Origin of the sequence: Pseudomonas sp. BS-2016, from assembly GCF_001806145.1 — a bacterium.
Lineage (GTDB): Bacteria > Pseudomonadota > Gammaproteobacteria > Pseudomonadales > Pseudomonadaceae > Aquipseudomonas > Aquipseudomonas lundensis.
Genome location: NZ_MLCT01000024.1, coordinates 1 through 25,342, shown reverse-complemented (window position 1 = coordinate 25,342; position 25,342 = coordinate 1). Strand labels below are relative to the sequence as shown.

Genomic DNA, 25,342 nt, shown 5'->3' with positions numbered 1-25,342 from the left:
CGCTCAGGCGCGCAGCAAGGTCTTCCAGGCGCGGTTCTGATACACCGCGATCGCTTGATGCTTGCGGGCATCGAGCAAGGCTTCGTTGTGTTCAACATCGTCGGTGAGCGGCTGATTCGCCAGCTCTTGCAGCTTGTTCATCTCGCCAAACAAGCGATCGACTTCCGCAATCTCCAGCACGCCACGGGCCAAACGCAGCCACGCTTGAATGCGCTCGATGCGCGGCAGTTGCTCTGCCAAGTCTTCCGGTTGCTGCTGGTAACGGTTCAGGCGCAGCGCGATGGCTTCATCCGACAGCAAACGCGGCAGCCAGCTGCTCAGTTGTGCAGCACCCTGACGATTGCCACGGGTGGTGCCGCGATCCACGGTCCAGCTGCGGTCCATCAACCAGCGCGAGGTGTTCAGCGAGAACTGGCCCCAGCGCGGGTCTTCCAGCTCTTCAAGGAACTGCTCGGGCGCGGCTTTGCGCACGTCTTCGTCGTCCTGACCGATCTGCACCAGCGGGCGCCAGTCTTCCAGCAGTGCGTCGAGCGAGGCGCGCAAGGTGCTGGTGGATTGGCGTGGCGCGGCCTGACCCAGGCTGCTGACCAGCGCACGCAGGTCAATCAGTTGCTGAACCCAGTCTTGCAACAGGCGCCAGTGGCCATTGAAACGGTATTGCTCGGCCAACCGCTGGCTGCTGGCCAGCAAATGCCACGCCAGCGCGGCAAACGCGTCATCGAGCGGGGTTTCCGGCGTCAGCTCAGGGGCTGGCAGGCTCACCGAATAACTGTTGGCGTCGAACAGGCGATAACCGCGCTCAGCCTTACTGATGTCGCACGGCATCAAGGCCAGTTTTTCAGCCAGCTCGGCGGCCAGTTCCAGCAAGGCAGCCGGTTCGCCTTCGCGCAGTTCAAGCTCCAGCTCGCAGATTTCTTCTTTCTGCTTGCCGGCAATCACGTGCCCCACGTCCAGCGCGGCTTCGATCACCACTTTGGCTTTGCCACGGCCCCACGAGATCTCGGCGCGTTCGCGCACGAAATCGGTGGTGAAAATGGGCTTGAGGGTTTTTTTGTCCAGTTCGGCCAACGCCTCGGGCCAGCACTCGCCGTCGAGTTTTTTGACGTCCAGTTTGGCTTTGGGCAGGTGCCAGTCGTATTCATTGCGCACAGACAGGCCGGCAACGCTTTCGCCACGGGTCTTGAGGGTCTGGATCACGTCTTCGCCATCACGGCGCAAGCGCAGGGCAACCTTGGCCTTGGCCAGGTCGCGCTCCGGGGTGTCGAAATATTGATTGAGCAACTCACGGCTTTCCCAGCCACTTTTGTTGCGCTTTTTCAGCAAAGGGTGCTCGCGCAAGGCGGCGAGGGTTTCGCGGCTGACGCGGAGTTTGATTTCGGTTTCTTTCTGCATGGCCGGAAAATCCAGGAACGGTGCGCAGCCGGGGAAAGGTGTGGCTGCCAAGGCCGTGCAGTGTACAGGACTCGCCGCCCCGGCGCCCCGCATGGGTTTATTCTGCCGCTCAGATGGCCCTATGATGGGCCTCGCCCCGCCAACAGGAAGTCAGCGCATGCCTTTACCCTCGCTCAAAGAGCAATTCGCTGCCTTGATCAGCGCACCGTCCGTCAGTTGCACCCAACCGCATCTGGATCAAACCAATCGCCCGGTTATCGACCTGCTGGCCACGTGGCTGGGTGATCTGGGCTTTGCCTGCGAGATCCAGCCTGTCAGCCCAGGCAAATTCAACCTGCTCGCCAGTTATGGCAGCGGCCCCGGCGGACTGGTACTGGCAGGCCACAGCGACACGGTGCCGTACGACGAAGCGCTGTGGCAGACCGATCCGCTCAAACTGACAGAAGTGGATAACCGCTGGGTCGGATTGGGCAGCTGTGACATGAAAGGCTTTTTCGCCTTAATCATCGAAGCCGTCCGGCCTCTGCTGGATCAGCCGTTCCGGCAACCCTTGCTGATTCTGGCCACTTGCGACGAAGAAACCTCCATGGCGGGCGCCCGTGCGCTTGCTGAAGCCGGGCGTCCGCTGGGCCGTGCGGCGGTGATCGGTGAGCCGACGGGGCTCAAGCCGATCCGCCTGCACAAGGGCGTGATGATGGAGCGCATCGACATTCTGGGGCGCAGTGGCCATTCCTCGGACCCACGTCTGGGCCACAGCGCACTGGAGGCCATGCACGACGTCATCAGCGCGCTCAAGGACTTGCGCCAACAATGGCTGCACGAATACCGCAACCCGCAATTTAGCGTGCCGCAGCCGACCCTCAACTTTGGCTGCATCCACGGGGGCGATAACCCGAACCGCATCTGCGGCCAGTGTTCGCTGGAATTCGACCTGCGCCCCTTGCCGGGCATGGACCCCCATGCGCTGCGTGCCATCATCCGCAGCAAGCTCCAGCCACTGGCCGAGCACCACCAAGTGCAGATTGACTTCGCCCCGCTCGCGGCAGGCGTTGCCCCCTTTGAGCAGGCGGCCGACAGCGAACTGGTGCGCGTGGCCGAGCGCCTGACCGGGCATCGTGCCGAAGCAGTAGCGTTTGGCACCGAAGCGCCTTATCTTCAGCGCCTTGGCTGTGAGACGCTGGTGCTCGGCCCCGGTGACATCAGCTGCGCACATCAGCCGGGCGAACACCTCGAAATGTCACGTTTGCAGCCGACCGTGCGTCTACTCAGTCAGTTGATCGAACACTATTGCCTGACCCCGGCGCCGTAAATCGCCGCAGGTCCAACCCGTCCACACAAGGAGAGCACGCGTGTCGCCAAGTCAGTTTCGACGATAACTACCAGCCCGTTGTGCGTTTGCTGTTTGTGCCCTTTTTAGGCGACTCACTTTTTTACAGGCTCCGGTTATGCCCGATTACGTTAACTGGCTACGTCACGCGTCCCCTTACATCAATGCCCACCGCGATTGCACCTTCGTCGTCATGCTCCCCGGCGATGGCGTGGCGCACCCCAATTTCGGCAACATCGTTCACGACCTGGTGCTGCTGCACAGTTTGGGCGTACGGCTGGTGCTGGTGCATGGCTCGCGTCCGCAAATCGAAAGCCGCCTGCAAGCGCGCGGGCTGACGCCGCATTACCACGAAGGCATGCGCATCACCGATGCCCCGACGCTGGAATGCGTGATCGACGCCGTGGGCCAGCTGCGCATTGCGATTGAAGCGCGGCTGTCGATGGACATGGCGTCCTCACCGATGCAGGGTTCGCGCTTGCGCGTGGCGAGCGGCAATCTGGTGACGGCGCGCCCGATTGGCGTGCTCGATGGCGTGGACTACCACCACACCGGCGAAGTGCGGCGGGTGGACCGCAAGGGCATTAACCGCTTGCTCGACGAGCGCTCCATCGTGCTGTTGTCGCCGCTGGGGTATTCGCCGACTGGCGAAATCTTCAACCTGGCCTGCGAAGACGTCGCCACCCGTGCCGCCATCGATCTGGAGGCCGACAAATTGCTGCTGTTTGGCGCCGAGCCGGGCTTGCTCGATGAAGACGGGCGTCTGGTGCGCGAGCTGCGGCCGCAACAAGTGCCCGCCCACATGAAGCGCCTGGGCAGCGATTATCAGGCTGAACTGCTGGAAGCGGCCGCCGAGGCCTGCCGGGGCGGCGTGGCCCGCAGCCATATCGTCAGCTACGCCGAAGACGGCGCGCTGCTGACCGAGCTGTTCACCCGTAACGGCGGCGGCACGCTGGTGGCGCAGGAGCAGTTCGAAAAAATCCGCGAAGCCGCGATTGAAGACGTCGGCGGTTTGCTCGACCTCATCAGCCCGCTGGAAGAGCAGGGCATTCTGGTGCGTCGTTCCCGCGAAGTGCTGGAGCGCGAAATCGAGCAATTCAGCGTGGTCGAGCGTGAAGGCATGATCATCGCCTGCGCGGCGTTGTACCCGATTGCCGATTCCGAGGCGGGCGAACTGGCCTGCCTGGCCGTGAACCCGGAATACCGCCATGGCCGCCGCGGCGACGAACTGCTCGAACGCATCGAAAGCCGTGCGCGGGCGTTGGGCCTCAACACCCTGTTCGTCTTAACCACGCGTACCGCCCACTGGTTCCGCGAGCGCGGCTTCGAGCCCAGCAGCGTCGAACGCCTGCCGGCAGCCCGCGCCTCGCTGTACAACTTTCAGCGCAACTCGAAAATCTTCGAAAAAGCCCTGTAGCGCCTGCCCGGCCGACTGGAGCCGCCGTTCCACGCACACCTGCGTCGAGCGGCGGCTTCGGTGCGTCGTTAAAACGCCTGCAAACACACATCATCAATGACCGCCTTGCCCATGTCGCACAAGTAGTGCGACGCCCAGGCATGGCGTTCCCCGTCCTTCTCCAGGGCGGCATCCAGGGCCAGCTTTTTGGCGCAAAACAACAACGCCGACACGTGCTCCAGCGCCTGACGCAAGGGGATGCCGGGGTTAACGCAAAACAGAGGAAGGTCGTTTTCGCCACACGGGCCAAAGGTTACGACGCCGAGGGTGTTGATCGGGGAAGGGGTGGTCATTGAGTGTGCTCCTATGTGATTAAGAGCTGCCACTTTCAGTTCTCAGGCGAGGGTGGCAGCCGTACGCGGGCTGAGAATCGGGACAATAGGAACCCCGGCGGCACGAATGCCTCCCGCGCACAGCTGCCATAAAGGGTGAGCTGGCACAAAAAAAACGCCCTCAATCATGGAGATGGGTGGCGTTCCGGTCGCTATTCTTTCTCGGATTCTCAGGCCCGGCCACTGTTTATTTCAGCGGCGGTGTACGGTACGCCTGCACTCAAATCCCCGAAGCCATCCGTTGCCGCAGTTCGTGTAGGAGGCGGCACCTTTGCGTGCGCGCCCCCTGACACGGCGAGACCTGAACGTCTTCGGGGATTGGCTGGCGGGCTGCCCGCCCGCCATCACTCAGTTACTGATCGCCAAAATGCTCGCCTGATACGACGCCACAAACAGGTCGAAATCACCTTCTTCGGTGTCTTCAATGTCTAGTTGGTCGTTGATCGATTTGCGGGCTTTTTCTTCGAAAGCCGCCTGATCTTCAGGGCTGAGTGGCTGGCCGCGGAAGTATTCGGCGTGGGCCATGCTCTGGCGCAGGGAGAATTGGGCGAAGCTTTCTTTGTGCTCGGCCATGCTGGCCAGCACTTTGGCCGACGGGGTCAGGGACACGTCCCTGATTTTCGCCAGTTGCTCGTCCACCGCCTTGCTGTGGGCATCGCCGCCGTGGCTTTGGTCCAGCAGCGCGGCCAACGGTGCGATCTGTTCCAGCAGTTCGGCTGCCCATGCCTTCATGTCGACCGGCTGACCGTCACGCTGCAATTGCAGGCCCGGACGGCGACCTTCCTTGACGACGCTGAGGAAGTTGGAGGTGCAGTTGCCGCATGCCGTGCTGTCGAACTGCGGGCTTTCCTGCAGCGCGCAGTACAGCAGGAAAGCATCCAGAAAGCGGGCTTCGGGCAGGTCAATGCCCACCGGCAGGAACGGGTTGATGTCCAGCAAACGCACTTCAACGTATTGCACGCCACGGGACATGAGCGCCTGAATCGGGCGCTCGCCGCTGTAGGTCACACGCTTGGGGCGAATGTTGGAGTAGTACTCGTTTTCGATTTGCAGGATGTTGGTGTTCAGTTGCACCCACTCGCCGTCCTGGTGCGTGCCGATTTCGACATACGGCGCGTAGGGCGTTGCCACGGCTTTGCGCAGGCTGTCGGTGTAACTCTTGAGGTCGTTGTAGCACGGCGTCAGGCCCGCCTGGGCGTTGCTCTGGTAGCCGAGGTCGCTCATGCGCAGGCTGGTGGCATACGGCAGGTAGAGCGTGTCGGGGTCCAGTTGTTCGAGCTGGTGAGCCCGGCCACGCAGAAACCCCGCGTCCAGTGCAGGCGAAGCACCAAACAGGTACATCAGCAGCCAGCTGTAACGGCGGAAGTTACGGATCAGCGCGATGTAAGCGCTCGACTGGTAATCGCGGTCGGTGCCCACAAAGCCGTCTGCCGCTTTGAGCACAGGCCAAAGGGCCTCAGGCAACGAGAAGTTGTAGTGAATGCCGGCAATGCACTGCATGGTTTTGCCGTAACGCAGGGCCAGGCCCTTGCGATAAACGTACTTGAGCTGTCCGATGTTGGACGTGCCGTAGTAGGCAATTGGAATGTCCGCTTCGGCCGGCAACGGGCACGGCATCGAAGGGCTCCACAGGTACTCGTTGCCGAGCTTGCTGTAGGCAAAACGGTGGATCTTGTCGAGGCTGGCCAGCGTCTCTGCCGGGTCGGGCAGGGCCGGGGTGATGAACTCCAGCAGCGACTCGGAATAGTCGGTGGTGATTTGATCGTTGGTCAGGGCCGACCCCAGTGCGTCGGGGTGCGGCGTCTGGGCCAGGCGGGCCTCGCCGGTGACGCGCAAGCATTCGCGCTCGATCCCGTGCAGGCACTGCTCCAGCAGAGTGAGGTTAGCGCGCTCGCTGAGCAGAGCCAGGCGGCGGTTGAGAAGTTGGCTCAAGTTGGATTCCTTCACGCGTCAGTCGCCCCAATATGGGGGTGGTCAGGACGGTCTACAAGGGTGAAGTTGAAGCCGGCGTGGTCGCCTGACTTTTAAAAGGAGTGCTCAGCCCCGTCCCTGTATCGGCCCCGGGCGCTCCGGGCGCATTTCGGCACCGCGTATGCAGTGCCGAAATTAACCTAAATCGACGGGTAACCGCTACAGGACAGCGAAGGTGCCTTGCGCTTTTGCGACCAGCTTGTCGCCCTGCCAGACGTCAGCTTCGACGACCAGCGTGCGGCGACCGGGGTGGATGACCCTGGCGATGCACAGCACATCGCCTTCGGACACTGCCCGGATGTAGTTGATCTTGCATTCCAGCGTGACGCTTTGCTGATCGAAGCCATGGGTGCTGGAACAGGCCAGCCCCATGCTGATGTCGACCAGGCTGAACAACACCCCGCCATGCAGTTTGCCGCCACGGTTGCGCAGGTGCGGCTCCAGGCTCAGGGCGACATGGGCCGCGCCTTCATCCAGTTGCACCACGCGACAGCCGATCAGCTCACTGAACGCGCTTTGGGTCAGCCCGGCCGGGATTTGCATCAGCGCTTCTTCAACTGCTTGGCATTGGCGAACAGCGAGGCCATGGCGTTGTTGGCAGGGGCCGCGGCCACGGTTTCTTTGCGTGGCGCGGTGTTTTGCTGGCGCCCCGAAGCGCCGGGACGTGCGCCGCGGGCCCCGTCGATTTTCTCGCCGGGGGTGTCGCTCATGCGCATCGACAGGCCCACGCGTTTGCGGGGGATGTCGACTTCCATCACTTTGACCTTGACCACGTCACCGGCTTTGACGGCTTCACGCGGGTCTTTGATGAATTTCTCGGACAGCGCCGAAATGTGCACCAGACCGTCCTGATGGACACCGATATCGACGAACGCACCAAAGTTGGTCACGTTGGTGACGACGCCTTCCAGAATCATCCCCAGCTGCAAGTCTTTGAGGTCTTCGACGCCTTCCTGGAACTCGGCGGTCTTGAACTCCGGACGCGGATCGCGGCCCGGTTTTTCCAGCTCTTGCAGGATGTCGGTGACGGTGGGCAGGCCAAACGTTTCATCGGTGAACTGCTTAGGGTCCAGACGCTTGAGGAAGCTGGCATCGCCAATCAGCGAGCGGATGTCGCGCTCGGTGTCGGAGGCGATGCGCTTGACCAGCGGGTAGGCTTCGGGGTGAACCGCCGAGCCGTCCAGCGGGTTGTCGCCGTTCATGACGCGCAAGAAACCGGCGGCTTGTTCGAAGGTTTTTTCACCCAGACGGCTGACTTTTTTCAGCGCGGCGCGGGTTTTGAACGCACCGTTTTCATCGCGATGGTTCACGATGTTTTGCGCCAGTGTGGCGTTGAGGCCGGAGATCCGGGCCAGCAGCGCCACCGAGGCGGTGTTTACGTCCACACCCACAGCGTTTACGCAGTCTTCCACCACCGCGTCCAGGCCCCGTGCCAGCTTGAGCTGCGACACGTCGTGCTGGTATTGGCCGACACCGATGGATTTGGGGTCGATTTTGACCAGTTCGGCGAGCGGGTCTTGCAGGCGGCGGGCAATCGAGACCGCGCCACGGATCGACACGTCCAGGTCGGGGAATTCCTTGGCAGCCAGTTCCGACGCCGAGTACACCGAGGCCCCGGCTTCGGACACCATGACTTTGGTGACTTTCAGTGCCGGGTATTTTTTGATCAGGTCGATGACCAGCTTGTCGCTCTCGCGGCTCGCCGTGCCGTTGCCGATAGCGATCAATTCGACCGAATGTTTGGCGCACAGGGCCGCCATGATGGAGATGGTTTGGTCCCACTTGTTGTGCGGTACGTGCGGGTACACGGTGGCGTGTTCGAGCAGTTTGCCGGTGGCATCGACCACGGCAATTTTGCAACCGGTGCGCAGGCCTGGGTCCAGGCCGAGTGTCGCGCGCGGGCCCGCTGGCGCGGCCAGCAGCAAGTCATGCAGGTTGTGCGCAAACACGTTGATGGCTTCGGTTTCTGCGGCGTCGCGCAGCTCACCCAGCAGATCGGTTTCAAGGTGGGTGTACAGCTTGACCTTCCACGTCCAGCGCACCACTTCGCCCAGCCATTTGTCGGCCGCACGGTTCTGGTTTTGCAGGCCGAAACGCTCGGCAATCATCAGTTCGCCGGGGTGCATCGTGCCGGGCAATTCTTCGCCCACTTTGAGCGACGAGCTGAGAATGCCTTCATTGCGCCCGCGGAAAATCGCCAGCGCCCGGTGCGACGGCATGCTTTTGAGCGGCTCGTCGTGTTCGAAGTAATCGCGGAATTTGGCGCCTTCCTCTTCTTTGCCGGCGATGACGCGAGCGCTGAGGGTGGCTTCCTGCTTGAGAAAACTGCGCAGTTTGTCCAGCAGGGTGGCGTCTTCGGCGAAACGCTCCATGAGGATGTATTTGGCGCCGTCGAGGGCTGCCTTGACGTCGGCCACGCCTTTTTCAGCGTCGACGAAACGGGCGGCTTGCGTCTCGGGGTTCAGGGTCGGGTCATTGAACAGGCCGTCAGCCAGTTCCCCGAGGCCCGCTTCGAGGGCGATCTGGCCCTTGGTGCGGCGCTTTTGCTTGTAGGGCAGGTACAAGTCTTCAAGGCGGGTTTTGGTGTCGGCCAGTTTGATGTCGCGCGCCAGTTCTGGCGTCAACTTGCCTTGTTCTTCGATGCTGGCGAGGATGCTGATGCGCCGTTCGTCGAGTTCTCGCAGGTAGCGCAGGCGTTCTTCCAGATGACGAAGTTGGGTGTCATCCAGGCTGCCTGTCACTTCCTTACGGTAACGGGAGATGAAGGGTACGGTGGAGCCTTCATCCAGAAGTGCGACGGCCGCTTCGACCTGCTGCGGGCGCACGCCAAGTTCTTCGGCGATGCGGCTGTTGATGCTGTCCATAAAACCACCTGACAAATTGTGATGCAGGCTCGCAGGCCCGGGCTTGAAGGCTTGCGAGGCGGGTTGAGCGGCTTGAAAAAGCGCCGCTACCGGGGCCAAAAGGGCAGCCTGTTGACCCGTGAAGTCTGCAAAATGCGGCATGCGCTGAAAAAAATAATCGCGCCGCACGTATTGAAAATTCGAGGTTGCCTGACACAAAAGGCGGCGCATTATAACCAGCGTTCCTGTCTTCAGGGCACTGCGTGCAGCGCGCGCCATGATCTGTGTACTGGCTGTGAAGGAAAAATCTGCTAACAATGCACACGATGCGTATAACAGCAGCTACGCCATAATGCGCGCCGAGATCACAGGAGCATCTAATGAGCAGCACTGCACACACTGCTGAAGGCGAAAAAATTCTTATCGTGGACGACGACCCGGGCCTGAGCAGCCTGTTGGAACGTTTTTTCACCAGCAAGGGCTATCGCGCACGCGCGGTTCCCAACGTCGAGCAAATGGACCGTTTGCTGGCCCGCGAGGTGTTTAACCTTGTGGTATTGGACTTGATGCTGCCGGGCGAAGACGGTCTGTCCGCCTGCCGCCGTTTGCGCGCTGCGAACAATCGCGTGCCGATCATCATGCTCACTGCCAAAGGCGATGAGCTGAGCCGGATCAAGGGCCTTGAACTGGGGGCCGACGACTATCTGGCCAAACCCTTCAACCCCGATGAGCTGATGGCGCGGGTCAAAGCCGTGTTGCGCCGCCAGTCTGCGCCCGTACCGGGTGCGCCGGGCAGCGAAGACGAAAGCGTCACGTTCGGTGATTACGAGTTGTCACTGGCCACCCGCGAACTCAAACGCGGTGATGAAGTTCACATGCTGACCACCGGTGAGTTTGCGGTGCTTAAAGCGCTGGTCATGCATGCCCGCGAGCCGTTGACGCGCGACAAGCTGATGAATCTGGCCCGTGGCCGTGAATGGGATGCGCTGGAGCGTTCAATCGACGTTCAGATCTCCCGCCTGCGCCGCATGATTGAGCCGGATCCGTCCAAACCGCGTTACATCCAGACAGTCTGGGGCGTGGGTTATGTATTTGTGCCGGACGGCAACGCCACCAAGTGATGGATCATTTGTAGGAGCGGGCCACGCAGGGTGTTCAACACCTGAGTGGCCCGCAATTTCATTTCTGCGGGTATCCCTACGCGCTCCTGCAAACTGCAAAAGCATCAATCTATGAAAACCCCTCTCTGGTTCCCCCAAAGTTTCTTCTCGCGCACCCTCTGGCTGGTATTGATCGTCGTTCTGTTCTCCAAGGCACTGACGTTGGTGTACTTGCTGATGAATGAAGATGTCCTGGTTGATCGTCAATACAGCCACGGCGTTGCGCTTACGCTGCGTGCCTACTGGGCGGCCGATGAGGAAAACCGCGAAAAAATTGCCGATGCCGCCGGGTTGATCCGGGTGGTGGGTGGCGGCGTGCCCGAGGGTGAGCAGCATTGGCCTTACAGCGGTGCTTACCAACGTCAGATGCAGGCCGAGCTGGGCGCTGATACCGAGGTTCGCTTGCGGGTGCATTCGCCACCCGCCTTGTGGGTTCGGGCGCCGAGTCTGGGGGATGGCTGGCTGAAAGTGCCGCTGTACCCGCACCCGCTGCGCGGGCAAAAAATATGGAGCGTGCTGGGCTGGTTCTTGGCCATTGGCTTGCTCTCAACTGCGTCGGCGTGGATTTTCGTCAGTCAACTTAACCAGCCGCTCAAGCGCCTGGTGTATGCCGCGCGTCAACTGGGTCAGGGCCGCAGCGTGCGGTTGCCGATCAGTGATACGCCGAGTGAGATGACGGAGGTTTACAGCGCGTTCAACCAAATGGCTGAAGACGTGGAGCAAGCGGGTCGCGAGCGAGAGTTGATGCTGGCGGGGGTTTCCCACGATTTGCGTACGCCGTTGACGCGTCTGCGTTTGTCGCTGGAATTGATGGGCAACCATAACGACCTGACGGACGACATGGTGCGCGATATCGAAGACATGGACGCGATCCTCGATCAGTTCCTGGCCTTTATTCGCGATGGCCGTGACGAGTTGGTCGAAGAGGTGGACTTGTGCGAGCTGGTGCGTGAGGTCGTGGCACCTTACAACCAGAACGAAGAGAGGGTGCGTTTGCGCCTGCAACCGATTCAGCCGTTTCCGCTGCGCCGGGTATCGATGAAGCGCTTGCTCAACAACCTGATCGGCAACGCGTTGCATCATGCGGGTGAGGATGTGGAAGTGGCCGCCTATGTGTCAGGCGATGTGAGCGCGCCGTATGTGGTGCTCAGCGTGATGGATCGTGGTGCAGGCATCGACCCTTCCGAGCTTGAAGACATCTTCAACCCGTTCATTCGCGGCGATCGTGCCCGCGGCGGAAAGGGGACCGGGCTCGGGTTGGCAATCGTCAAGCGCATCGCGTCGATGCATGGTGGCAATGTCGAGTTACGCAACCGTTCCGGCGGTGGGCTTGAAGCGCGGGTCAGGTTGCCGTTGGGGCTGATGTTGCCCCGTGGCGCGGTGTAAGGACCTGAGCTAACCACACGCGAGGCTGCCGATGGAGGCAGCCTCGCGTTTTTGTTGGTCGTGGCGGCGGGCGTCAGCCTTTGCCTTTGGTTCTTGTCAGGTTCGGCCCGCTGTTTTTCTCCAGATGTTCAATGATGATTCCGGCCACGTTTTTACCCGTGGTGGTTTCGATCCCTTCCAGACCCGGTGAGGAGTTGACTTCCAGCACTAACGGGCCGTGATTGGAGCGCAGGATGTCCACGCCTGCCACGCTCAACCCCATCACCTTGGCGGCCCGAATGGCGGTCATGCGTTCTTCCGGGGTGATCTTGATCAGGCTGGCGCTGCCGCCACGGTGCAGGTTGGAACGGAACTCACCCGGTTTGGCCTGGCGTTTCATCGCCGCAATCACCTTGTCACCCACCACGAAGCAGCGAATATCGGCGCCGCCGGCTTCCTTGATGTATTCCTGCACCATGATGTTTTGCTTGAGGCCCATGAAGGCTTCGATCACGGATTCTGCCGCCGTCGCGGTTTCGCACAGCACAACGCCGATGCCCTGGGTGCCTTCCAGCACCTTGATCACCAACGGTGCGCCATTGACCATTTCGATCAGGTCGGGGATGTCATCCGGCGAGTGCGCAAAGCCCGTCACCGGCAACCCCAGCCCACGCCGCGACAGCAATTGCAGGGAGCGCAGTTTGTCCCGCGAACGTGCGATGGCCACCGATTCGTTCAGCGGGAAAACCCCCATCATTTCGAACTGGCGCAACACCGCACAGCCGTAAAACGTGACCGAGGCACCAATGCGCGGAATCACGGCATCGAAGCCTTCCAGCGGCTTGCCCCGGTAGTGGATCTGCGGCTTGTGGCTGGCGATGTTCATATAGGCACGCAGGGTATCGATCACTACCATTTCGTGGCCTCGTTCCGTCCCGGCTTCGACCAGGCGACGAGTGGAATACAGACGCGGGTTACGCGACAGCACAGCGATCTTCATGCAGCACCTGTGGCAGAAAGGGTAGAGACCGGGAAAACCGGCTTGTCTTGAACGTATTTGAGCCCCGGATTGACCACCAGTTGGCCATCGATCAGGGCTTTTGAGCCGAGCAGCAAACGGTAACGCATGGACTTGCGGCAGGCGAGGGTGAACTCCACCGACCAGACCCGATCACCCAGCGCGAGGCGGGTGCGGATCACATAGCGAACTTGCGCATGACCGTTAGAACTTTTAATGGTTTTTATCGCCACCAGAGGGGCTTCGCAACGGCGATGACGCAGTTGCACCAGCGTGCCCAAATGAGCGTTGAAACGCACCCACTCGGCACCATCGCGCACAAAAGGCTCGATTTCAGTGGCGTGCAAGCTGGACGTACTGGCGCCGGTGTCGATTTTGGCGCGCAAGCCTGCGACGCCCAAATCGGGGAGCGCCACCCACTCGCGCAGACCGACAACGGTCAGATGATCAAATGTCTTCAATATGAGTAACCGCGATTAACGTATCCAGGCCGCAGGTCGAACCTCGGCCAACGCTTGAAATGCCGGTCTGGCGAACCAGTAACCCTGCATCAGAAATATTCCACAATCGGCCAGGAAATCCCGTTCGCCAGCGCTTTCGATGCCTTCGGCTATGACTGTAACGTTCAATTCAGAACACATCATGACAACGCCGCGCACGATAGCCTGACGCGCACGATCCTGATCGACATCGCGGATGAGTGCCATGTCGAGCTTGATCAGGTCAGGTTGAAAATCCGCCAATAAATTGAGCCCCGAATAACCTGCTCCGAAGTCATCGATGGCTGTCTTGAAACCGAATTCGCGGTATTCACGCAGAATATGGGTCAAATGGCGATAGTTATCTATGTGTTCGCTTTCCAGCGTTTCGAAAATCAGCTTGTCGAGCGGGAAATCGTGGGCTTTGGCGGCTTCCAGGGTGCTGCGAATGCACAGTTCCGGCCGATACACCGCGTTGGGCATGAAGTTGATGGACAGGTGTTGCTGCATGCCCAGCGCGGCCGCGCCCTTGATTGCACGCGTGCGGCACTCCTGGTCGAAACGGTAACGATTGGTGTCATTTACCTGCCGTAAAACATCCAGTGCGCCTTCACCGGCAGGCCCTCTGACCAGTGCTTCGTGGGCAAAGACCGATTGATCGCGCAAGTCCACGATCGGTTGGTACGCAAATTGGAAATCGAACCCCAGCGGCGTGGCTTGTCGACAAGCGTCGCAACGGCTTTTGGCGCCCGTCAGGGAATCGGGAAAAAACGTCATGGGACATAACCTCGCCAAAGGCGCTGAGAGGAACGGCATTCTAGCCGGATGCCAGATTCATCTATTCATTAGAAACGGTAGTACAGTTCTGACTCTGTCAAAGAAGAGGAATTCCAATGGCTCAGAAGCAAGAAGAAGACGAAAAGGTCCGTTTGGACAAATGGTTGTGGGCGGCGCGGTTTTTCAAAACCCGGGCGCTGGCCAAGGCCGCTATTGAAAGTGGCAAAGTGCATTGTCGCGGTGAGCGTTGCAAGCCGAGTAAAGAGCCTCGACTGGGCGATGAGCTGCAAATACGCGTGGGCCTGGAAGAGCGCACGGTCGAAGTCAAAGCGCTGTCAGTCGTGCGTCGTGGCGCGCCCGAGGCGCAATTGTTGTACGCCGAAACTGAGCAGAGTATTGCCAAGCGTGAACACGCTGCCGCCATGCGCAAATCCGGAGCAATGGGCATCACGACGGACGGTAAACCGACCAAAAAACAACGGCGCCAACTGCATCAGTTTCAGGATGCCAGTGGCGCCGAGTAGAGCGCAGGTTTAAACGGTGTATGACGCGCGTTGCTTAACCGCGCACCACGCTCATGCGTGACACCAGCGGCAGACGCTGCAACAGCGAAAAAATCGGTGCCGTCACGCGCATCAGCGCACCTGAAACCTTGGCCGCGAACGGGGTGTAATAGCCCCAGCCCAACGCCAGGAATGCCAGCAACAAGCCGCCGATGTAGTCGTCCTGGCCCCAATGAGCGCCAGCTACCAGTCGCGGCATCATGAACAGCAGCGTCAGGCCCCAGATCACCACCTTCTGGCCAATGGTGCGGCTGAACACACTCATGAACATGCCCCAGATCAGCAGTACCGAGGCGTGATCGCCCGGAAAGCTCTGGCTTGAGCGGTCTTTCAGTTCCCAGGTTTTTTCAAGGCCCGGAAAGAAGTCGCTCAGGTGAATGGCATCTTCAAACACCATCGACGGGCTATTGTGCTGCCAACCCATCGCGGCCGTGAGTTTGGAAAACAGCGCGCGGATCACCACCAGCAGCAACAGGATCGCCAGAAAACCAAACAGCGCGCGACGGACCTGCGTGGCCTCAAATACCCAGTTACCTTTGATCAGCAGGGCCAGCATGATGACCCCGACTACCACATCGAAAGGTCGAAGACTTGCAACTGCCCACATGTGGAGCCATATAGGGTTATCAGCCAATGGACGATTGAGCAGATGGAACAACCAGTCGTCGAAAGTCAGGCAGAGAATTTGGCCGAATGGCCATAACCAGAAACACAAAAGCCCCAGAGCGAGTAAATTACACCCCGCTAGGGCTCTGAGGTTCCACCTTGTTTGGAACAGAGTGGGATTGTTCATGACATGCCCCCTTGGCTGGGTCTTTGCACTCGATAGGTGCTAAAAACGCGCCTTTATAAAGACTCGAACACATTTTGTCACCAATTTAGAACCCTATTCCTATGTCCGATTTACGCAAAACCGACTTTACGCAGCGCTTCATTTTCGATAACAGCGACACCCGCGGCGAGCTGGTGTCGCTGGATCACAGCTACGCTGAGGTACTGGCCAAGCACGCTTACCCTGAGCCGGTTCAACAACTGCTGGGCGAGCTGATGGCCGCTGCGGCGTTGCTGGTCAGCACCCTGAAATTCGACGGCCTGATGAGCCTTCAAGCCCGTTCCGAAGGCGCGGTTCCGCTGCTGATGATTGAAATCACCAGCGAACATGAAATTCGCGGCCTGGCCCGATTTGACGCGGATCAGATCACCCCCGACGCGACCCTGAGCGACCTGATGCCCAACGGCGTCCTGGCCCTGACCATCGACCCGACAATCGGTAAGCGTTATCAGGGCATCGTGGACCTGGGCGGCAATGATCTGTCGGCCTGTTTCACCAATTACTTCGTAATGTCGCACCAGGTGCCTACGCGTTTCTGGCTCGCGGCGGATGGCAAGCGCGCACGCGGCATGCTCTTGCAGCAACTGCCTGCCGAAGTGATCAAAGACGAAGTAGATCGTGCCGAGAGCTGGAACCGCCTGAATGCGTTGGGCGATACCCTCAAGGTCGAAGAACTGCTGGGGCTGGATAACGAAACAATTCTGCATCGCTTGTTCCACGAGGATGTAGTGCGTCTTTTTGATAAGGATGGCATCGAATTCAAATGCAGCTGCTCGCGCGAACGCTCCGGCAATGCGTTGTCCAGCCTGGGCCATGACGATGCGCTTACGCTGGTCAAAGAGCACGGCGGCCATATTGAAATCGACTGCCAATTTTGCAACGAGCGTTACTTGTTCGATGCCGCCGATGTCGATCAATTGTTCGCGGGCGCAGGTGTAGAGACGCCTTCAGGCACTCACCACTAAAACGTTTCAGCGCAGGTAAAACCCCTGTCAAAGCCCGGTATAACGCGGTTCTGACAGGTGGGCCCTACTTTTTTTGGGCGTTTCTGGCATAATCCGGCCCACTTTTTTCGCGGTAGTAGTGCAAAATTTTCTACTACAAAACGTTTGGCGCAATCGGCCAATGGCCGACGGGGAACCTCATGACGCAAGCTAATAACGCCGTGTACACCGATCTGAGCATCGACGATCTGGTCAAAGAAGCCCTGAACCGTGGTGAAGGTGAGCTTGCCGACAATGGCGCACTGGTTGTTAAAACGGGCCACCGTACCGGCCGTTCGCCAGCTGACCGCTTTATCGTTGAAGAGCCTACAACTCAGGACGCCATTGCCTGGGGCGCGATCAACCGCAAGTTCCCGGCCGACAAGTTCGACGCACTGTGGGACCGTGTTGCGGCCTACCTCGGTGAGCGCGAGCGCTTCGTTTCCCACGTTCATGTAGGTTCTGACCCGGCGCACTACCTGCCCGTGAAAATGACCACCGAAACCGCTTGGCACAACCTGTTTGGCCGTTGCCTGTTCATCAACCCTGAACAGTACAACCCGGCTGGCAAAGATGAGTGGCAAGTGATCAACGCACCGAACTTCGAGTGCGTGCCTGAGCGCGATGGCACCCATTCCGACGGTTGCGTAATCATCAACTTCGCGGCCAAAAAAGTCCTGATCGCAGGCATGCGTTACGCCGGCGAAATGAAAAAAGCCCTGTTCTCCGTTCAAAACTTCCTGTTGCCAGCCGTTGACGTCCTGCCGATGCATTGCGCCGCCAACATGGGTGAAGACGGCGACGTGACCCTGTTCTTCGGCCTGTCCGGCACCGGCAAGACCACGTTGTCGGCTGATGAAAGCCGTTACCTGATCGGTGACGACGAACACGGCTGGGGCGTGGGCGTGGTGTTCAACATCGAAGGCGGTTGCTATGCCAAGTGCATCGACCTGTCGGAGAAGAACGAGCCGGTCATCTGGAAAGCCATCCAGCACGGTGCCGTTCTGGAAAACGTGGTACTGGATGCCAACAAAAAGCCTGACTACTCGGATGACAGCCTGACGCAGAACAGCCGCGCCGCTTACCCGCGTGAACTGATCGAAAAACGCGCTCCGAAGAACCTGGGCGGCGAGCCTAACGCCGTGATCTTCCTGACCTGCGACCTGACTGGCGTATTGCCGCCGGTGTCGATCCTCAGCGAAGAACAAGCGGCTTACCACTTCCTGTCTGGCTACACCGCACTGGTGGGCTCGACTGAAATGGGTTCGGGCAGCGGCATCAAGTCGACCTTCTCGACGTGCTTCGGCGCGCCATTCTTCCCACGTCCTGCCGGTGAATACGCAGAGCTGCTGATCAAACGCATCCGCGGTTTCGGCTCCAAGGTGTACCTGGTCAACACCGGCTGGACCGGCGGTGGCTACGGCGTGGGCAAGCGTTTCAACATCCCGACCACCCGTGCCGTGATCGCTGCGATCCAGAGCGGCGCGCTGATCGGTGCTGAAACCGAACACCTGGACATCATCAACCTGGACGTGCCAAAAACCGTACCGGGCGTCGACACGGCTCTGCTCAACCCGCGCAACACTTGGGCTGACCAAGCTGCGTACGACGAAGCCGCCAAGGCATTGGCTGGCCTGTTCACCGAAAACTTCAAGAAGTTTGACGTGAGCGATGCAATCAAGGCGGCTGGCCCGAAGGCATAACCCTTCGTACCGAACGCTGATTCACGAAAAGCCGCCTGAGAGGGCGGTTTTTTTATACCTGCGAATCAGCCTTCAAGGCTGTCGGTGTCCCAGTGTTGCGCCACGATGGCTGTGTAAAGCATGCCAATCGTCAAGGGCACTTTGCTTTCCCGGCCCTTGGCGCTGCGCTTGAGATGAGGGTCATGGCCTGCGGGCTGAAAATAGCGATAGGCGTCGTAATCATCCAGCGTCAACCCGAAGCGCTCTTCCAGCGCCTCCATCAGCTGTTGGGCGTCACGGCCATTGCAACCCAGGTCTAGATTGATCGCCGTCTTCAAACTGACGGTTTTGTGCTCCGGCAGACCGATTTCTTCGTGCAGCAATTGCATCAGCTCACGCAAGACGGGCGTGTCGGGGAGGTCGGTGGCGAGTTTCATGTGGTGTGTCCGTAAACCCAAGGTTGAAGAAGTACAACGTAGTCCCGTAGTTGCTGTCGAGGTAAGAAGTTGCGATCGCTGTGCAGCGCTCCACCCATCAGCACAACAGGGCAGGGCGTATCCCCGGCTGAAGGTCTGCCTTCATCGATCAACACCGAACAGTTGAACTCGACCCTGTATCATTCCCTTTCAATTTCCCCTGACCTTTTCTCGATCCGTTGCGCAGCGGGCGTTAGCCTTGCGGGCTTTGCAACGGTCAATGGAGTGACAGTGATGCACAACACCCTGGAACAGGTTTTCGGTTATCCACAATTTCGTCCCGGCCAAGAGGCGGCCATCAGCGCGGTGTTGGCTGGGCGCTCAGCGGCTGCGATTTTCCCCACGGGTTCCGGGAAGTCGCTGTGCTATCAGTTGCCAGCTTTGCTGTTGCCGCACCTGACGCTGGTGGTTTCGCCGCTGCTGGCGCTGATGCAGGATCAACTGGCCTTTCTCCAGCGCCACGGCATTCCGGCGGCCAGTATTGACTCGGCACAAGGCCGCGATGAAGCCAGTTCGGTGATGGCGCGGGCCAAGTCGGGGGAGTTGAAAATTTTGATGATTTCGGTCGAGCGCCTGAAAAACGAGCGCTTCCGACATTTTCTGCAGCAAGTCCCGATTTCTTTGCTGGTGGTGGACGAGGCGCACTGTATTTCGGAATGGGGCCATAACTTCCGTCCGGACTATTTGAAGCTTCCGGACTACCAGCGCCAGTTCAATATCCCACAAGTATTGTTGCTCACGGCCACTGCCACGCCTGCGGTCATTGTGGACATGCAAACCAAGTTCGCGATTGCTGAATCCGATGTCGTCACCACCGGTTTTTATCGCGCCAATCTCAATCTGTGGGTCGAACCTGTTACCGGCGCTGCCAAGCGTCAGCGGTTGGTGCAGTGGATGGGTGAGCGTCAGGGCCAACCGAGTATTGTCTACGTCACCTTGCAGAAGACGGCCGAGCACATCGCCCAGCACTTGAATCAGCACGGGATCAGCGCCAGCGCCTATCACGCCGGTTTGCCCCACGATCAGCGCGAAAGCATCCAGCGTGAGTTCATGAGCGGGCAGTTGAACTGCATCGTCGCCACCATTGCCTTCGGCATGGGCATCGACAAAAGCGACATCCGCAATGTGGTGCATTTTGATTTGCCCAAGTCGATCGAAAATTACAGCCAGGAGATCGGCCGGGCGGGGCGCGACGGGCAGGCGTCGGACTGCCTGGTGCTGGCCAACCGAGACAGCCTCAACGTGCTGGAAAACTTCGTTTATGGCGACACGCCCGAGTTGCAGGGGATTCGCACGGTGCTGGAAGACCTGCGTGCGGCCATCGCTGAAGGTCAGTGGGAATTCATGCTGTTGCCCTTGTCCGATCAGAGCAATATCCGTCAGTTGCCGCTCAAAACCCTGCTGGTTCAATTGGAGCTGCGTGGGCTGATTGCGCCGCGCTATGCCTACTTCGCGGAGTACCGTTTCAAGTGCCTGATCGATCCCGACGCGTTATTGGCCAGGTTCGAGGGCGAACGCCGGGACTTTGTCGCGGGCATCATCCAGACGTCCAGCCGCGCCCGAACCTGGTGGACGGTGAATTTCGATGCGCTGTATGAACAGCATCAGGCCGAGCGTAATCGCGTGGTCAAGGCGCTCGACTATTTTCAGGAGAAAGGCTGGATCGAGCTGGAAAGCAAGCAGATGACCGAGGTCTACAGCGTGCGGGTGAACGAGGTGGACGTCGATGCGTTAAGCCTGGAGCTGCATCGCTACTTCAGCGCCCATGAAAATGCCGAAATCGTGCGGATTCACGCCATGTTGGCGCTGTTTGCCAGTGACACGTGCTTGAGCTATCGCCTGGCGCAGTATTTTGGCGACGACAACGCACCGCAACGCTGCGGGCATTGTTCGGTGTGCGCCGGACAGGTGGCGCAATTGCCCGAGCCGCCTGCGCTTGCGCCGCTTGTGGATAAAAACTTTGAAGGCCTGTGCGGCCCGTTTATCCACAGGCATCAGGAATACACAGGCAGTTATCCCCCGCCGGAACGCCTGACCCGCTTCTTGTGCGGTATCAGCGTGCCGATGTTTACCAAAATCAAAGCCCGCGCCATTCCGGGGTTTGCCGCCCTTGAGCTTTATCCCTACGCGCAGGTTCGTGAGTGGGCCGCGCTGCATGTGCAAGGCGCCTGAACCGAACTCCGGCACACAAAAAAGCCAACCCCCCTGCCTGAGGGTTGGCTTCAACGCGTCACATCACAGGATGTCTTTGTAGGTGGTCGGGCTATACGCAAGGCTCTGCGACAACCCTGCGGCTGGCTGGTAGGGCGCCCCTTTAATGGCGCTGAACGCGACACCTTTGCTGCCCAGTGACGCGTAACGCTCGTTCTTCTCCGACTCAGTGATCTTGGTGTAGGAGTACTTATGCATGGCCGCGTATTTCGCCTCGTCACTGACGAGGGTCTTGTGCCGTGCTTCCAGATCCGCAGCGGACAGGTTCAAGCGTTTATCCAGCGCCACGCCCCAGCGGGTCAGGCAGGTTTCTGCGAAATGGCGCACCACCATCCCTGGCGCGACCAGCACCTTGTCGCCTTTGTCACCATCAGGCGCCGCGTTGCCCACTAGCGTGGCATGGCGCCCGGCCATTGGGTAAATGTGGACGCGCGTGTTGGAGGCGGTTTCCGGAACGACGCAAGAAAACCCTTTAGAGCGTTCATCACGAGCGAAGAAGCCCACGTATTCCTCAACGTTTTTACCCAGCTCAACCCGCGCGCTTTGGAAGTTCAGCGGGCCCGGCACCGGGTCCACGGCGAAAATATTGACCGGAATATGTTTCAGCTCACTGTCGTTGAGCATGGCGTTGGCCAGCATGTGGCAGCTGACGGCGCCGCGACTCCAGCCCACCAGGTTGACCCGGGTCGGGATCACGCCGTCCTTGCGGAAGGTTTTGATCAGTTGTTCTTGCAGTTGTTGCTGGGTCACGCTGCGGTTGCCGTAATCGTATTTGCGCCACATCCACGAACCGGTCACGGTCACGTCTTCGATCGGAATTCCGGCCGCTTTGAGGCGGTTATATTCCGCTTCGGTGAGCTTCTCGCGTTGCCATTCGCACTTGCCTTTGAGAATGCTCAGCGCGTGCTTCACGTTCTCTTCCCAGCCTTTGCCAAACAGGCTGCCGGTCATGCCGTATTCCTTGTTCTGCACGAACATTTCATCGGCCTGCAAGTTGCCGCTGCCGGGCCCATCCACGACGATCCATTCAGCAAACTCACGGCCTGTGCTGTGGGCCGCCAGCGTCGAAATCAGCTCGCCATTCCAGTAATTCTCGTGGGTGGCGTCGAACTTGGTGGAGCCGGTGCCGCAGAAGTAAACAGTTACTGTAGTCACGATAAATCCTTGCGTTCATTGGAGAGAACGCAAGGTAGCTATCGGACAGTTCCTGCATCAGAAGGAGATTTAGCCGCTATGGGAATGCTTTCCTTAGCCGTTTGAAGTCAGTGTTGTGGCTTACCCCACGAGCGCTTTAAGCACGCGGGCGAAGTTGTGGCTGCTTTCGATTTCGTCAGCATGGCGACCTTCGCGCACCACCCACTTGCCATTGACCAGCACATCACGCACCTGACGATCACCGCCCGCAAACAGCCAGCGGTTGAGAATGGCATCTTCGTGCGCCGTGGCCAGATACGGGTCGTTGCCGTCCAGCACAATCCAATCGGCGCGCTGGCCCACCGCCAGCCCGGCAACAGGCTGCCCCATGGCTTGCGCGCCGCCAGCCAGTGCGGCGTCAAACAGCGTGCGCCCGACCATGGGCTGATCGGGACGGTGCAACCGGTTGCGTCGCTGATCGCGCAAGCGCTGGCCGTATTCCAGCCAGCGCAGCTCTTCTACCACGCTCAGGGACACATGGCTGTCGGAACCAATCCCCAAGCGCCCGCCCTGTGCCAGATACTCCACCGCCGGGAAAATCCCATCGCCCAGATTGGCTTCGGTGGTCAGGCACAGCCCTGCCACGGCCTGGCTAGTGGCCATGCGTGCCACTTCGTCGGCATTGGCATGGGTGGCATGCACCAGGCACCAGCGCGCGTCGACTTCAACGTTGTCATACAACCACTCAATCGGGCGCTTGCCACTCCAGCTCAGGCAGTCATCCACTTCCTTGCGCTGTTCCGCGATGTGAATGTGTACCGGGCATGTGGTGTCGCTGGCCCCCATGACGTCATGGATTTGCTCCGGGGTGACGGCACGCAATGAGTGAAAGCACACGCCCAGGGCTTGGGCCGGTTGTCTGGCCAACAGCGGCGCCAACTGTTGCTGCACTTTCAGGTAATGCTCGGTGCTGTTGATGAAGCGCCGCTGGCCGTCATTCGGGGCTTGGCCACCAAATCCGGCGTGTGTGTAAAGCACCGGCAGGAGTGTAAGACCTATGCCCGAAGAGCGTGCGGCCTCGCTGATTCTTAATGCCAATTCCGCCGGATTTGCGTAGGGCTTGCCGGATAGATCGTGGTGAACGTAGTGAAATTCAGCCACTGAGGTGTAACCGGCCTTGAGCATCTCGATGTACAACTGGCGGGCGATGATGCCCAGCTGTTCCGGGGTGATTTTTCCCACAAGGCGATACATCAAGTCGCGCCATGTCCAGAAACTGTCATTGGGGTTGCCAGCCACTTCCGCCAAACCGGCCATGGCGCGCTGAAACGCGTGGGAATGCAGGTTGGGCATGCCCGGCAACAACGGGTCATTCACGCGTTCGGCCCCTTGCGCGTGGGCATCGGGCTGGATGGACACGAGTCGGCCATCTTCGCCAACCTCTATTCGGACATTGGTCGCCCAGCCCGTGGGTAACAGCGCACGTTCGGCAAAGAAAACGGACATCGGTTTCGTACCCTATCGTTTGTTATTTGTATATACATATACAGACGTTTGCCTGCTCGGTAAACTCCGGCAAGCTACGCGTCTTTACTCATAAACAAGGAATGCCTGTGCCGACTCCGCCTGCCGTCAACCCGCTGGCTGCCCAAATGGGCGAAAGTCCGGCGCCCCTGTACGCCCGCGTCAAACAGATGATCACTCAGCAAATCAAGAGCGGTAACTGGCCGCCGCATTACCGCGTCCCCTCTGAAAGTGAGCTGGTCAGCCAATTGGGCTTCAGCCGTATGACCATTAACCGCGCCCTGCGTGAAATGACCGCCGACGGCCTGCTTGTGCGCATGCAAGGGGTCGGCACCTTTGTGGCCGAACCCAAAACCCAGTCCGCACTGTTTGAAGTCCACAACATTGCCGACGAGATTGCCGCCCGTGGCCATGAGCACAGTTGCAAGGTCATCAGCCTGGGTGAAGAGGCCGCCGGTTCCGAGCGCGCGGCGGTGCTGGACATGCGCGAAGGGCAAAAGGTGTTTCATTCGTTGATCGTGCATTACGAGAATGGAATTCCCGTGCAAATTGAGGACCGTTTTGTGAATGCCCTGGTGGCACCGGATTACCTCAAGCAGGATTTCACGCTGCAAACGCCCTACGCCTATCTGTCTCAAGTCGCCCCCCTGACCGAGGGCGAACACGTCGTCGAAGCGATTCTGGCTGATCCGAAAGAGTGCAAGCTGCTGCAAATCGAACCCGGCGAGCCCTGCCTGCTGGTTCGTCGTCGTACCTGGTCGGGCCGTCAGCCGGTGACGGCGGCTCGCCTGATTCATCCCGGTTCCCGTCATCGCCTCGAAGGACGTTTCAGTAAATGAACCCATTGACCGTTTTACGCGCCGCTGATTACCCGCGCATGCCGTGGAAAAACGGCGGCGGCAGCACCGAAGAAATCACCCGTGATGCAGGCGAGGGGCTTGAAGGCTTTGGCTGGCGCCTGTCGATTGCTGACATTGGCGAGTCGGGCGGTTTTTCGCAGTTTGAGGGCTACCAGCGCATCATCAGCGTGCTGCAAGGCGCGGGCATGAATTTGCAAGTGGACGGCGCACACACGCGAGCCTTGTTACCGTTCGATGCGTTCGCCTTCAGGGGTGAAAGCGCAGTGAGTTGCACGCTGTTGGATGGACCGATCCGCGATTTCAACCTGATTTATGCCCCGGACCGTTACCGCGCCCGGCTGCAATGGCTGGCGGCTACCACGCCACAGCGCTTTTTCACTTCGGCCACTACCGTGCTGGTGTTCAGTGCCAGCGAGCAGGTGCATGTGGGGGTCGGTCACACGCACCATGAACATTTGGGTCGTTACGATTGCCTGCAACTGAGCAATGCCGACCGTTTGCTGGAAATCACCGTGACAGGCCGCTGCTGTGTGATTGAGTTAAGTGCCGTCTGACCCACATCGCGTAGCAGCCCTCGGCCGCTGCTACGCACTGACCCTGAGGCCGATTTGTTACCGAATGCCTCAAAACAGCGCAAAAACGCCCCCTCGTAACACCTCCCTGCGTGCTTTCTTTTTTTGTAAGACACCGCTCACGTTGTTCAAAGCCCATGTTTGCGGGGCTCTCGTCATTTTAATGTTGAAAATTCAAAGATTGGCCGCTTACTTGCATATGCTTGTATGTACAAGTACATAAGTGTGCGTCTGCCCATCGCTGAGGAGTGACCCGTGACTTCAACTACCCCTAAATCGCCAGCCGAGTTCACCCGTCACCGCGACGGTGAAATCCGCGCCGCCCGTGGCACCCGTCTTACGGCTAAAAGCTGGATGACCGAAGCCCCGCTGCGGATGTTGATGA

23 protein-coding genes are annotated in these 25,342 nt (G+C 59.5%); 11 read left to right on the top strand and 12 right to left on the bottom strand.

Translation table 11 applies throughout. The features are described 5' to 3' along the window. Nucleotides 1–3 precede the first annotated feature (3 nt). Entirely contained in the window at nt 4–1,392 is a 1,389-nt protein-coding gene (locus BKD70_RS13835) for an inorganic triphosphatase (RefSeq protein ID WP_047272921.1), read from the bottom strand. Between the two features lie 157 nt (nt 1,393–1,549). Here BKD70_RS13835 and argE point away from each other — a divergent pair, with 157 nt between their 5' ends. Together argE and argA are read left to right on the top strand one after the other, a co-directional pair. Continuing rightward, on the top strand, nt 1,550–2,701 hold the full coding sequence (argE, locus tag BKD70_RS13830) for an acetylornithine deacetylase (protein ID WP_047272922.1): 1,152 nt from the start codon (nt 1,550–1,552) through the stop codon (nt 2,699–2,701). A 136-nt stretch (nt 2,702–2,837) separates the two neighbouring features. Continuing rightward, nucleotides 2,838–4,136 carry an amino-acid N-acetyltransferase gene (argA, locus tag BKD70_RS13825; protein WP_047272923.1) on the top strand — a complete coding sequence of 433 codons (1,299 nt, stop codon included), beginning with the start codon at nt 2,838–2,840 and terminating at the stop codon, nt 4,134–4,136. A gap of 68 nt (nt 4,137–4,204) precedes the next feature. Here the strand turns inward: argA and BKD70_RS13820 are convergent, their stop codons facing one another. The 4 genes from BKD70_RS13820 to BKD70_RS13805 all read right to left on the bottom strand — a co-directional run bounded on the left by BKD70_RS13820 (nt 4,205) and on the right by BKD70_RS13805 (nt 9,342). Beyond that, complete coding sequence (locus tag BKD70_RS13820; RefSeq protein ID WP_047272924.1) at nt 4,205–4,468, bottom strand: DUF3077 domain-containing protein; 264 nt, start codon at nt 4,466–4,468, stop codon at nt 4,205–4,207. A gap of 387 nt (nt 4,469–4,855) precedes the next feature. Further along, on the bottom strand, nt 4,856–6,439 hold the full coding sequence (gene gshA, locus BKD70_RS13815) for a glutamate--cysteine ligase (protein WP_047272925.1): 1,584 nt from the start codon (nt 6,437–6,439) through the stop codon (nt 4,856–4,858). A gap of 198 nt (nt 6,440–6,637) precedes the next feature. Continuing rightward, a complete protein-coding gene (locus BKD70_RS13810) occupies nt 6,638–7,021 on the bottom strand; it encodes a PaaI family thioesterase (RefSeq protein WP_047272926.1) in 384 nt (127 codons plus the stop codon). Beyond that, on the bottom strand, nt 7,021–9,342 hold the full coding sequence (locus tag BKD70_RS13805) for a Tex family protein (RefSeq protein ID WP_047272955.1): 2,322 nt from the start codon (nt 9,340–9,342) through the stop codon (nt 7,021–7,023). Before BKD70_RS13805 ends, BKD70_RS13810 begins: the two co-directional genes overlap by 1 nt. Nucleotides 9,343–9,701: 359 nt before the next feature. Here BKD70_RS13805 and ompR point away from each other — a divergent pair, with 359 nt between their 5' ends. Further along, complete coding sequence (ompR, locus tag BKD70_RS13800) at nt 9,702–10,442, top strand: two-component system response regulator OmpR (RefSeq protein ID WP_047272927.1); 741 nt, start codon at nt 9,702–9,704, stop codon at nt 10,440–10,442. A gap of 111 nt (nt 10,443–10,553) precedes the next feature. After that, a complete protein-coding gene (locus BKD70_RS13795) occupies nt 10,554–11,867 on the top strand; it encodes an ATP-binding protein (RefSeq protein ID WP_047272928.1) in 1,314 nt (437 codons plus the stop codon). A gap of 73 nt (nt 11,868–11,940) precedes the next feature. On the opposite strand, the gene rimK is transcribed toward BKD70_RS13795, so the two are convergent. The 3 genes from rimK to BKD70_RS13780 form a co-directional block, all read right to left on the bottom strand. Beyond that, the gene (gene rimK / locus BKD70_RS13790; protein WP_047272929.1) at nt 11,941–12,846 is read right to left on the bottom strand and encodes a 30S ribosomal protein S6--L-glutamate ligase; all 906 of its coding nucleotides are present in this window, start codon (nt 12,844–12,846) and stop codon (nt 11,941–11,943) included. Then, complete coding sequence (locus tag BKD70_RS13785) at nt 12,843–13,265, bottom strand: ATP-dependent zinc protease (protein ID WP_230683821.1); 423 nt, start codon at nt 13,263–13,265, stop codon at nt 12,843–12,845. Before BKD70_RS13785 ends, rimK begins: the two co-directional genes overlap by 4 nt. 75 nt (nt 13,266–13,340) lie before the next feature. Further along, complete coding sequence (locus BKD70_RS13780) at nt 13,341–14,120, bottom strand: EAL domain-containing protein (RefSeq protein ID WP_047272931.1); 780 nt, start codon at nt 14,118–14,120, stop codon at nt 13,341–13,343. Nucleotides 14,121–14,236: 116 nt separating this feature from the next. Here BKD70_RS13780 and BKD70_RS13775 point away from each other — a divergent pair, with 116 nt between their 5' ends. Beyond that, nucleotides 14,237–14,644, top strand: coding sequence for an RNA-binding S4 domain-containing protein (locus BKD70_RS13775; RefSeq protein ID WP_047272932.1), 408 nt, complete (start codon nt 14,237–14,239; stop codon nt 14,642–14,644). A gap of 34 nt (nt 14,645–14,678) precedes the next feature. On the opposite strand, the gene BKD70_RS13770 is transcribed toward BKD70_RS13775, so the two are convergent. Continuing rightward, nucleotides 14,679–15,476 (bottom strand): phosphatase PAP2 family protein, encoded by a 798-nt coding sequence (locus tag BKD70_RS13770; RefSeq protein ID WP_047272933.1) that lies wholly within the window; start codon nt 15,474–15,476, stop codon nt 14,679–14,681. Nucleotides 15,477–15,577: 101 nt separating this feature from the next. Between BKD70_RS13770 and hslO the strand changes: the two genes are divergently transcribed. Together hslO and BKD70_RS13760 are read left to right on the top strand one after the other, a co-directional pair. Beyond that, the gene (gene hslO, locus BKD70_RS13765; protein ID WP_047272934.1) at nt 15,578–16,480 is read left to right on the top strand and encodes an Hsp33 family molecular chaperone HslO; all 903 of its coding nucleotides are present in this window, start codon (nt 15,578–15,580) and stop codon (nt 16,478–16,480) included. Nucleotides 16,481–16,659: 179 nt separating this feature from the next. Beyond that, nucleotides 16,660–18,201, top strand: coding sequence for a phosphoenolpyruvate carboxykinase (locus tag BKD70_RS13760; protein ID WP_047272935.1), 1,542 nt, complete (start codon nt 16,660–16,662; stop codon nt 18,199–18,201). A 65-nt stretch (nt 18,202–18,266) separates the two neighbouring features. Here BKD70_RS13760 and BKD70_RS13755 read toward each other — a convergent pair whose 3' ends face one another. Further along, nucleotides 18,267–18,617, bottom strand: coding sequence for a DUF1493 family protein (locus tag BKD70_RS13755; RefSeq protein WP_047272936.1), 351 nt, complete (start codon nt 18,615–18,617; stop codon nt 18,267–18,269). A gap of 273 nt (nt 18,618–18,890) precedes the next feature. Between BKD70_RS13755 and BKD70_RS13750 the strand changes: the two genes are divergently transcribed. Then, nucleotides 18,891–20,828 (top strand): ATP-dependent DNA helicase RecQ, encoded by a 1,938-nt coding sequence (locus BKD70_RS13750; protein WP_047272937.1) that lies wholly within the window; start codon nt 18,891–18,893, stop codon nt 20,826–20,828. A 63-nt stretch (nt 20,829–20,891) separates the two neighbouring features. Here the strand turns inward: BKD70_RS13750 and BKD70_RS13745 are convergent, their stop codons facing one another. Together BKD70_RS13745 and BKD70_RS13740 are read right to left on the bottom strand one after the other, a co-directional pair. Continuing rightward, nucleotides 20,892–22,022 (bottom strand): hypothetical protein, encoded by a 1,131-nt coding sequence (locus BKD70_RS13745; protein WP_047272938.1) that lies wholly within the window; start codon nt 22,020–22,022, stop codon nt 20,892–20,894. 120 nt (nt 22,023–22,142) lie between these two features. Continuing rightward, nucleotides 22,143–23,507 (bottom strand): formimidoylglutamate deiminase, encoded by a 1,365-nt coding sequence (locus BKD70_RS13740; RefSeq protein WP_047272939.1) that lies wholly within the window; start codon nt 23,505–23,507, stop codon nt 22,143–22,145. Between the two features lie 101 nt (nt 23,508–23,608). Here BKD70_RS13740 and hutC point away from each other — a divergent pair, with 101 nt between their 5' ends. The 3 genes from hutC to BKD70_RS25375 all read left to right on the top strand — a co-directional run. Then, nucleotides 23,609–24,364: a histidine utilization repressor gene (gene hutC / locus BKD70_RS13735; protein WP_169835842.1), complete on the top strand. Its 756-nt coding sequence runs from the start codon at nt 23,609–23,611 to the stop codon at nt 24,362–24,364. Then, nucleotides 24,361–24,939 (top strand): HutD family protein, encoded by a 579-nt coding sequence (locus tag BKD70_RS13730; RefSeq protein ID WP_047272941.1) that lies wholly within the window; start codon nt 24,361–24,363, stop codon nt 24,937–24,939. Before hutC ends, BKD70_RS13730 begins: the two co-directional genes overlap by 4 nt. Before the next feature lie 273 nt (nt 24,940–25,212). Then, nucleotides 25,213–25,342: hypothetical protein (locus BKD70_RS25375; protein WP_256542770.1), on the top strand; the 130-nt coding region annotated here is incomplete at its 3' end.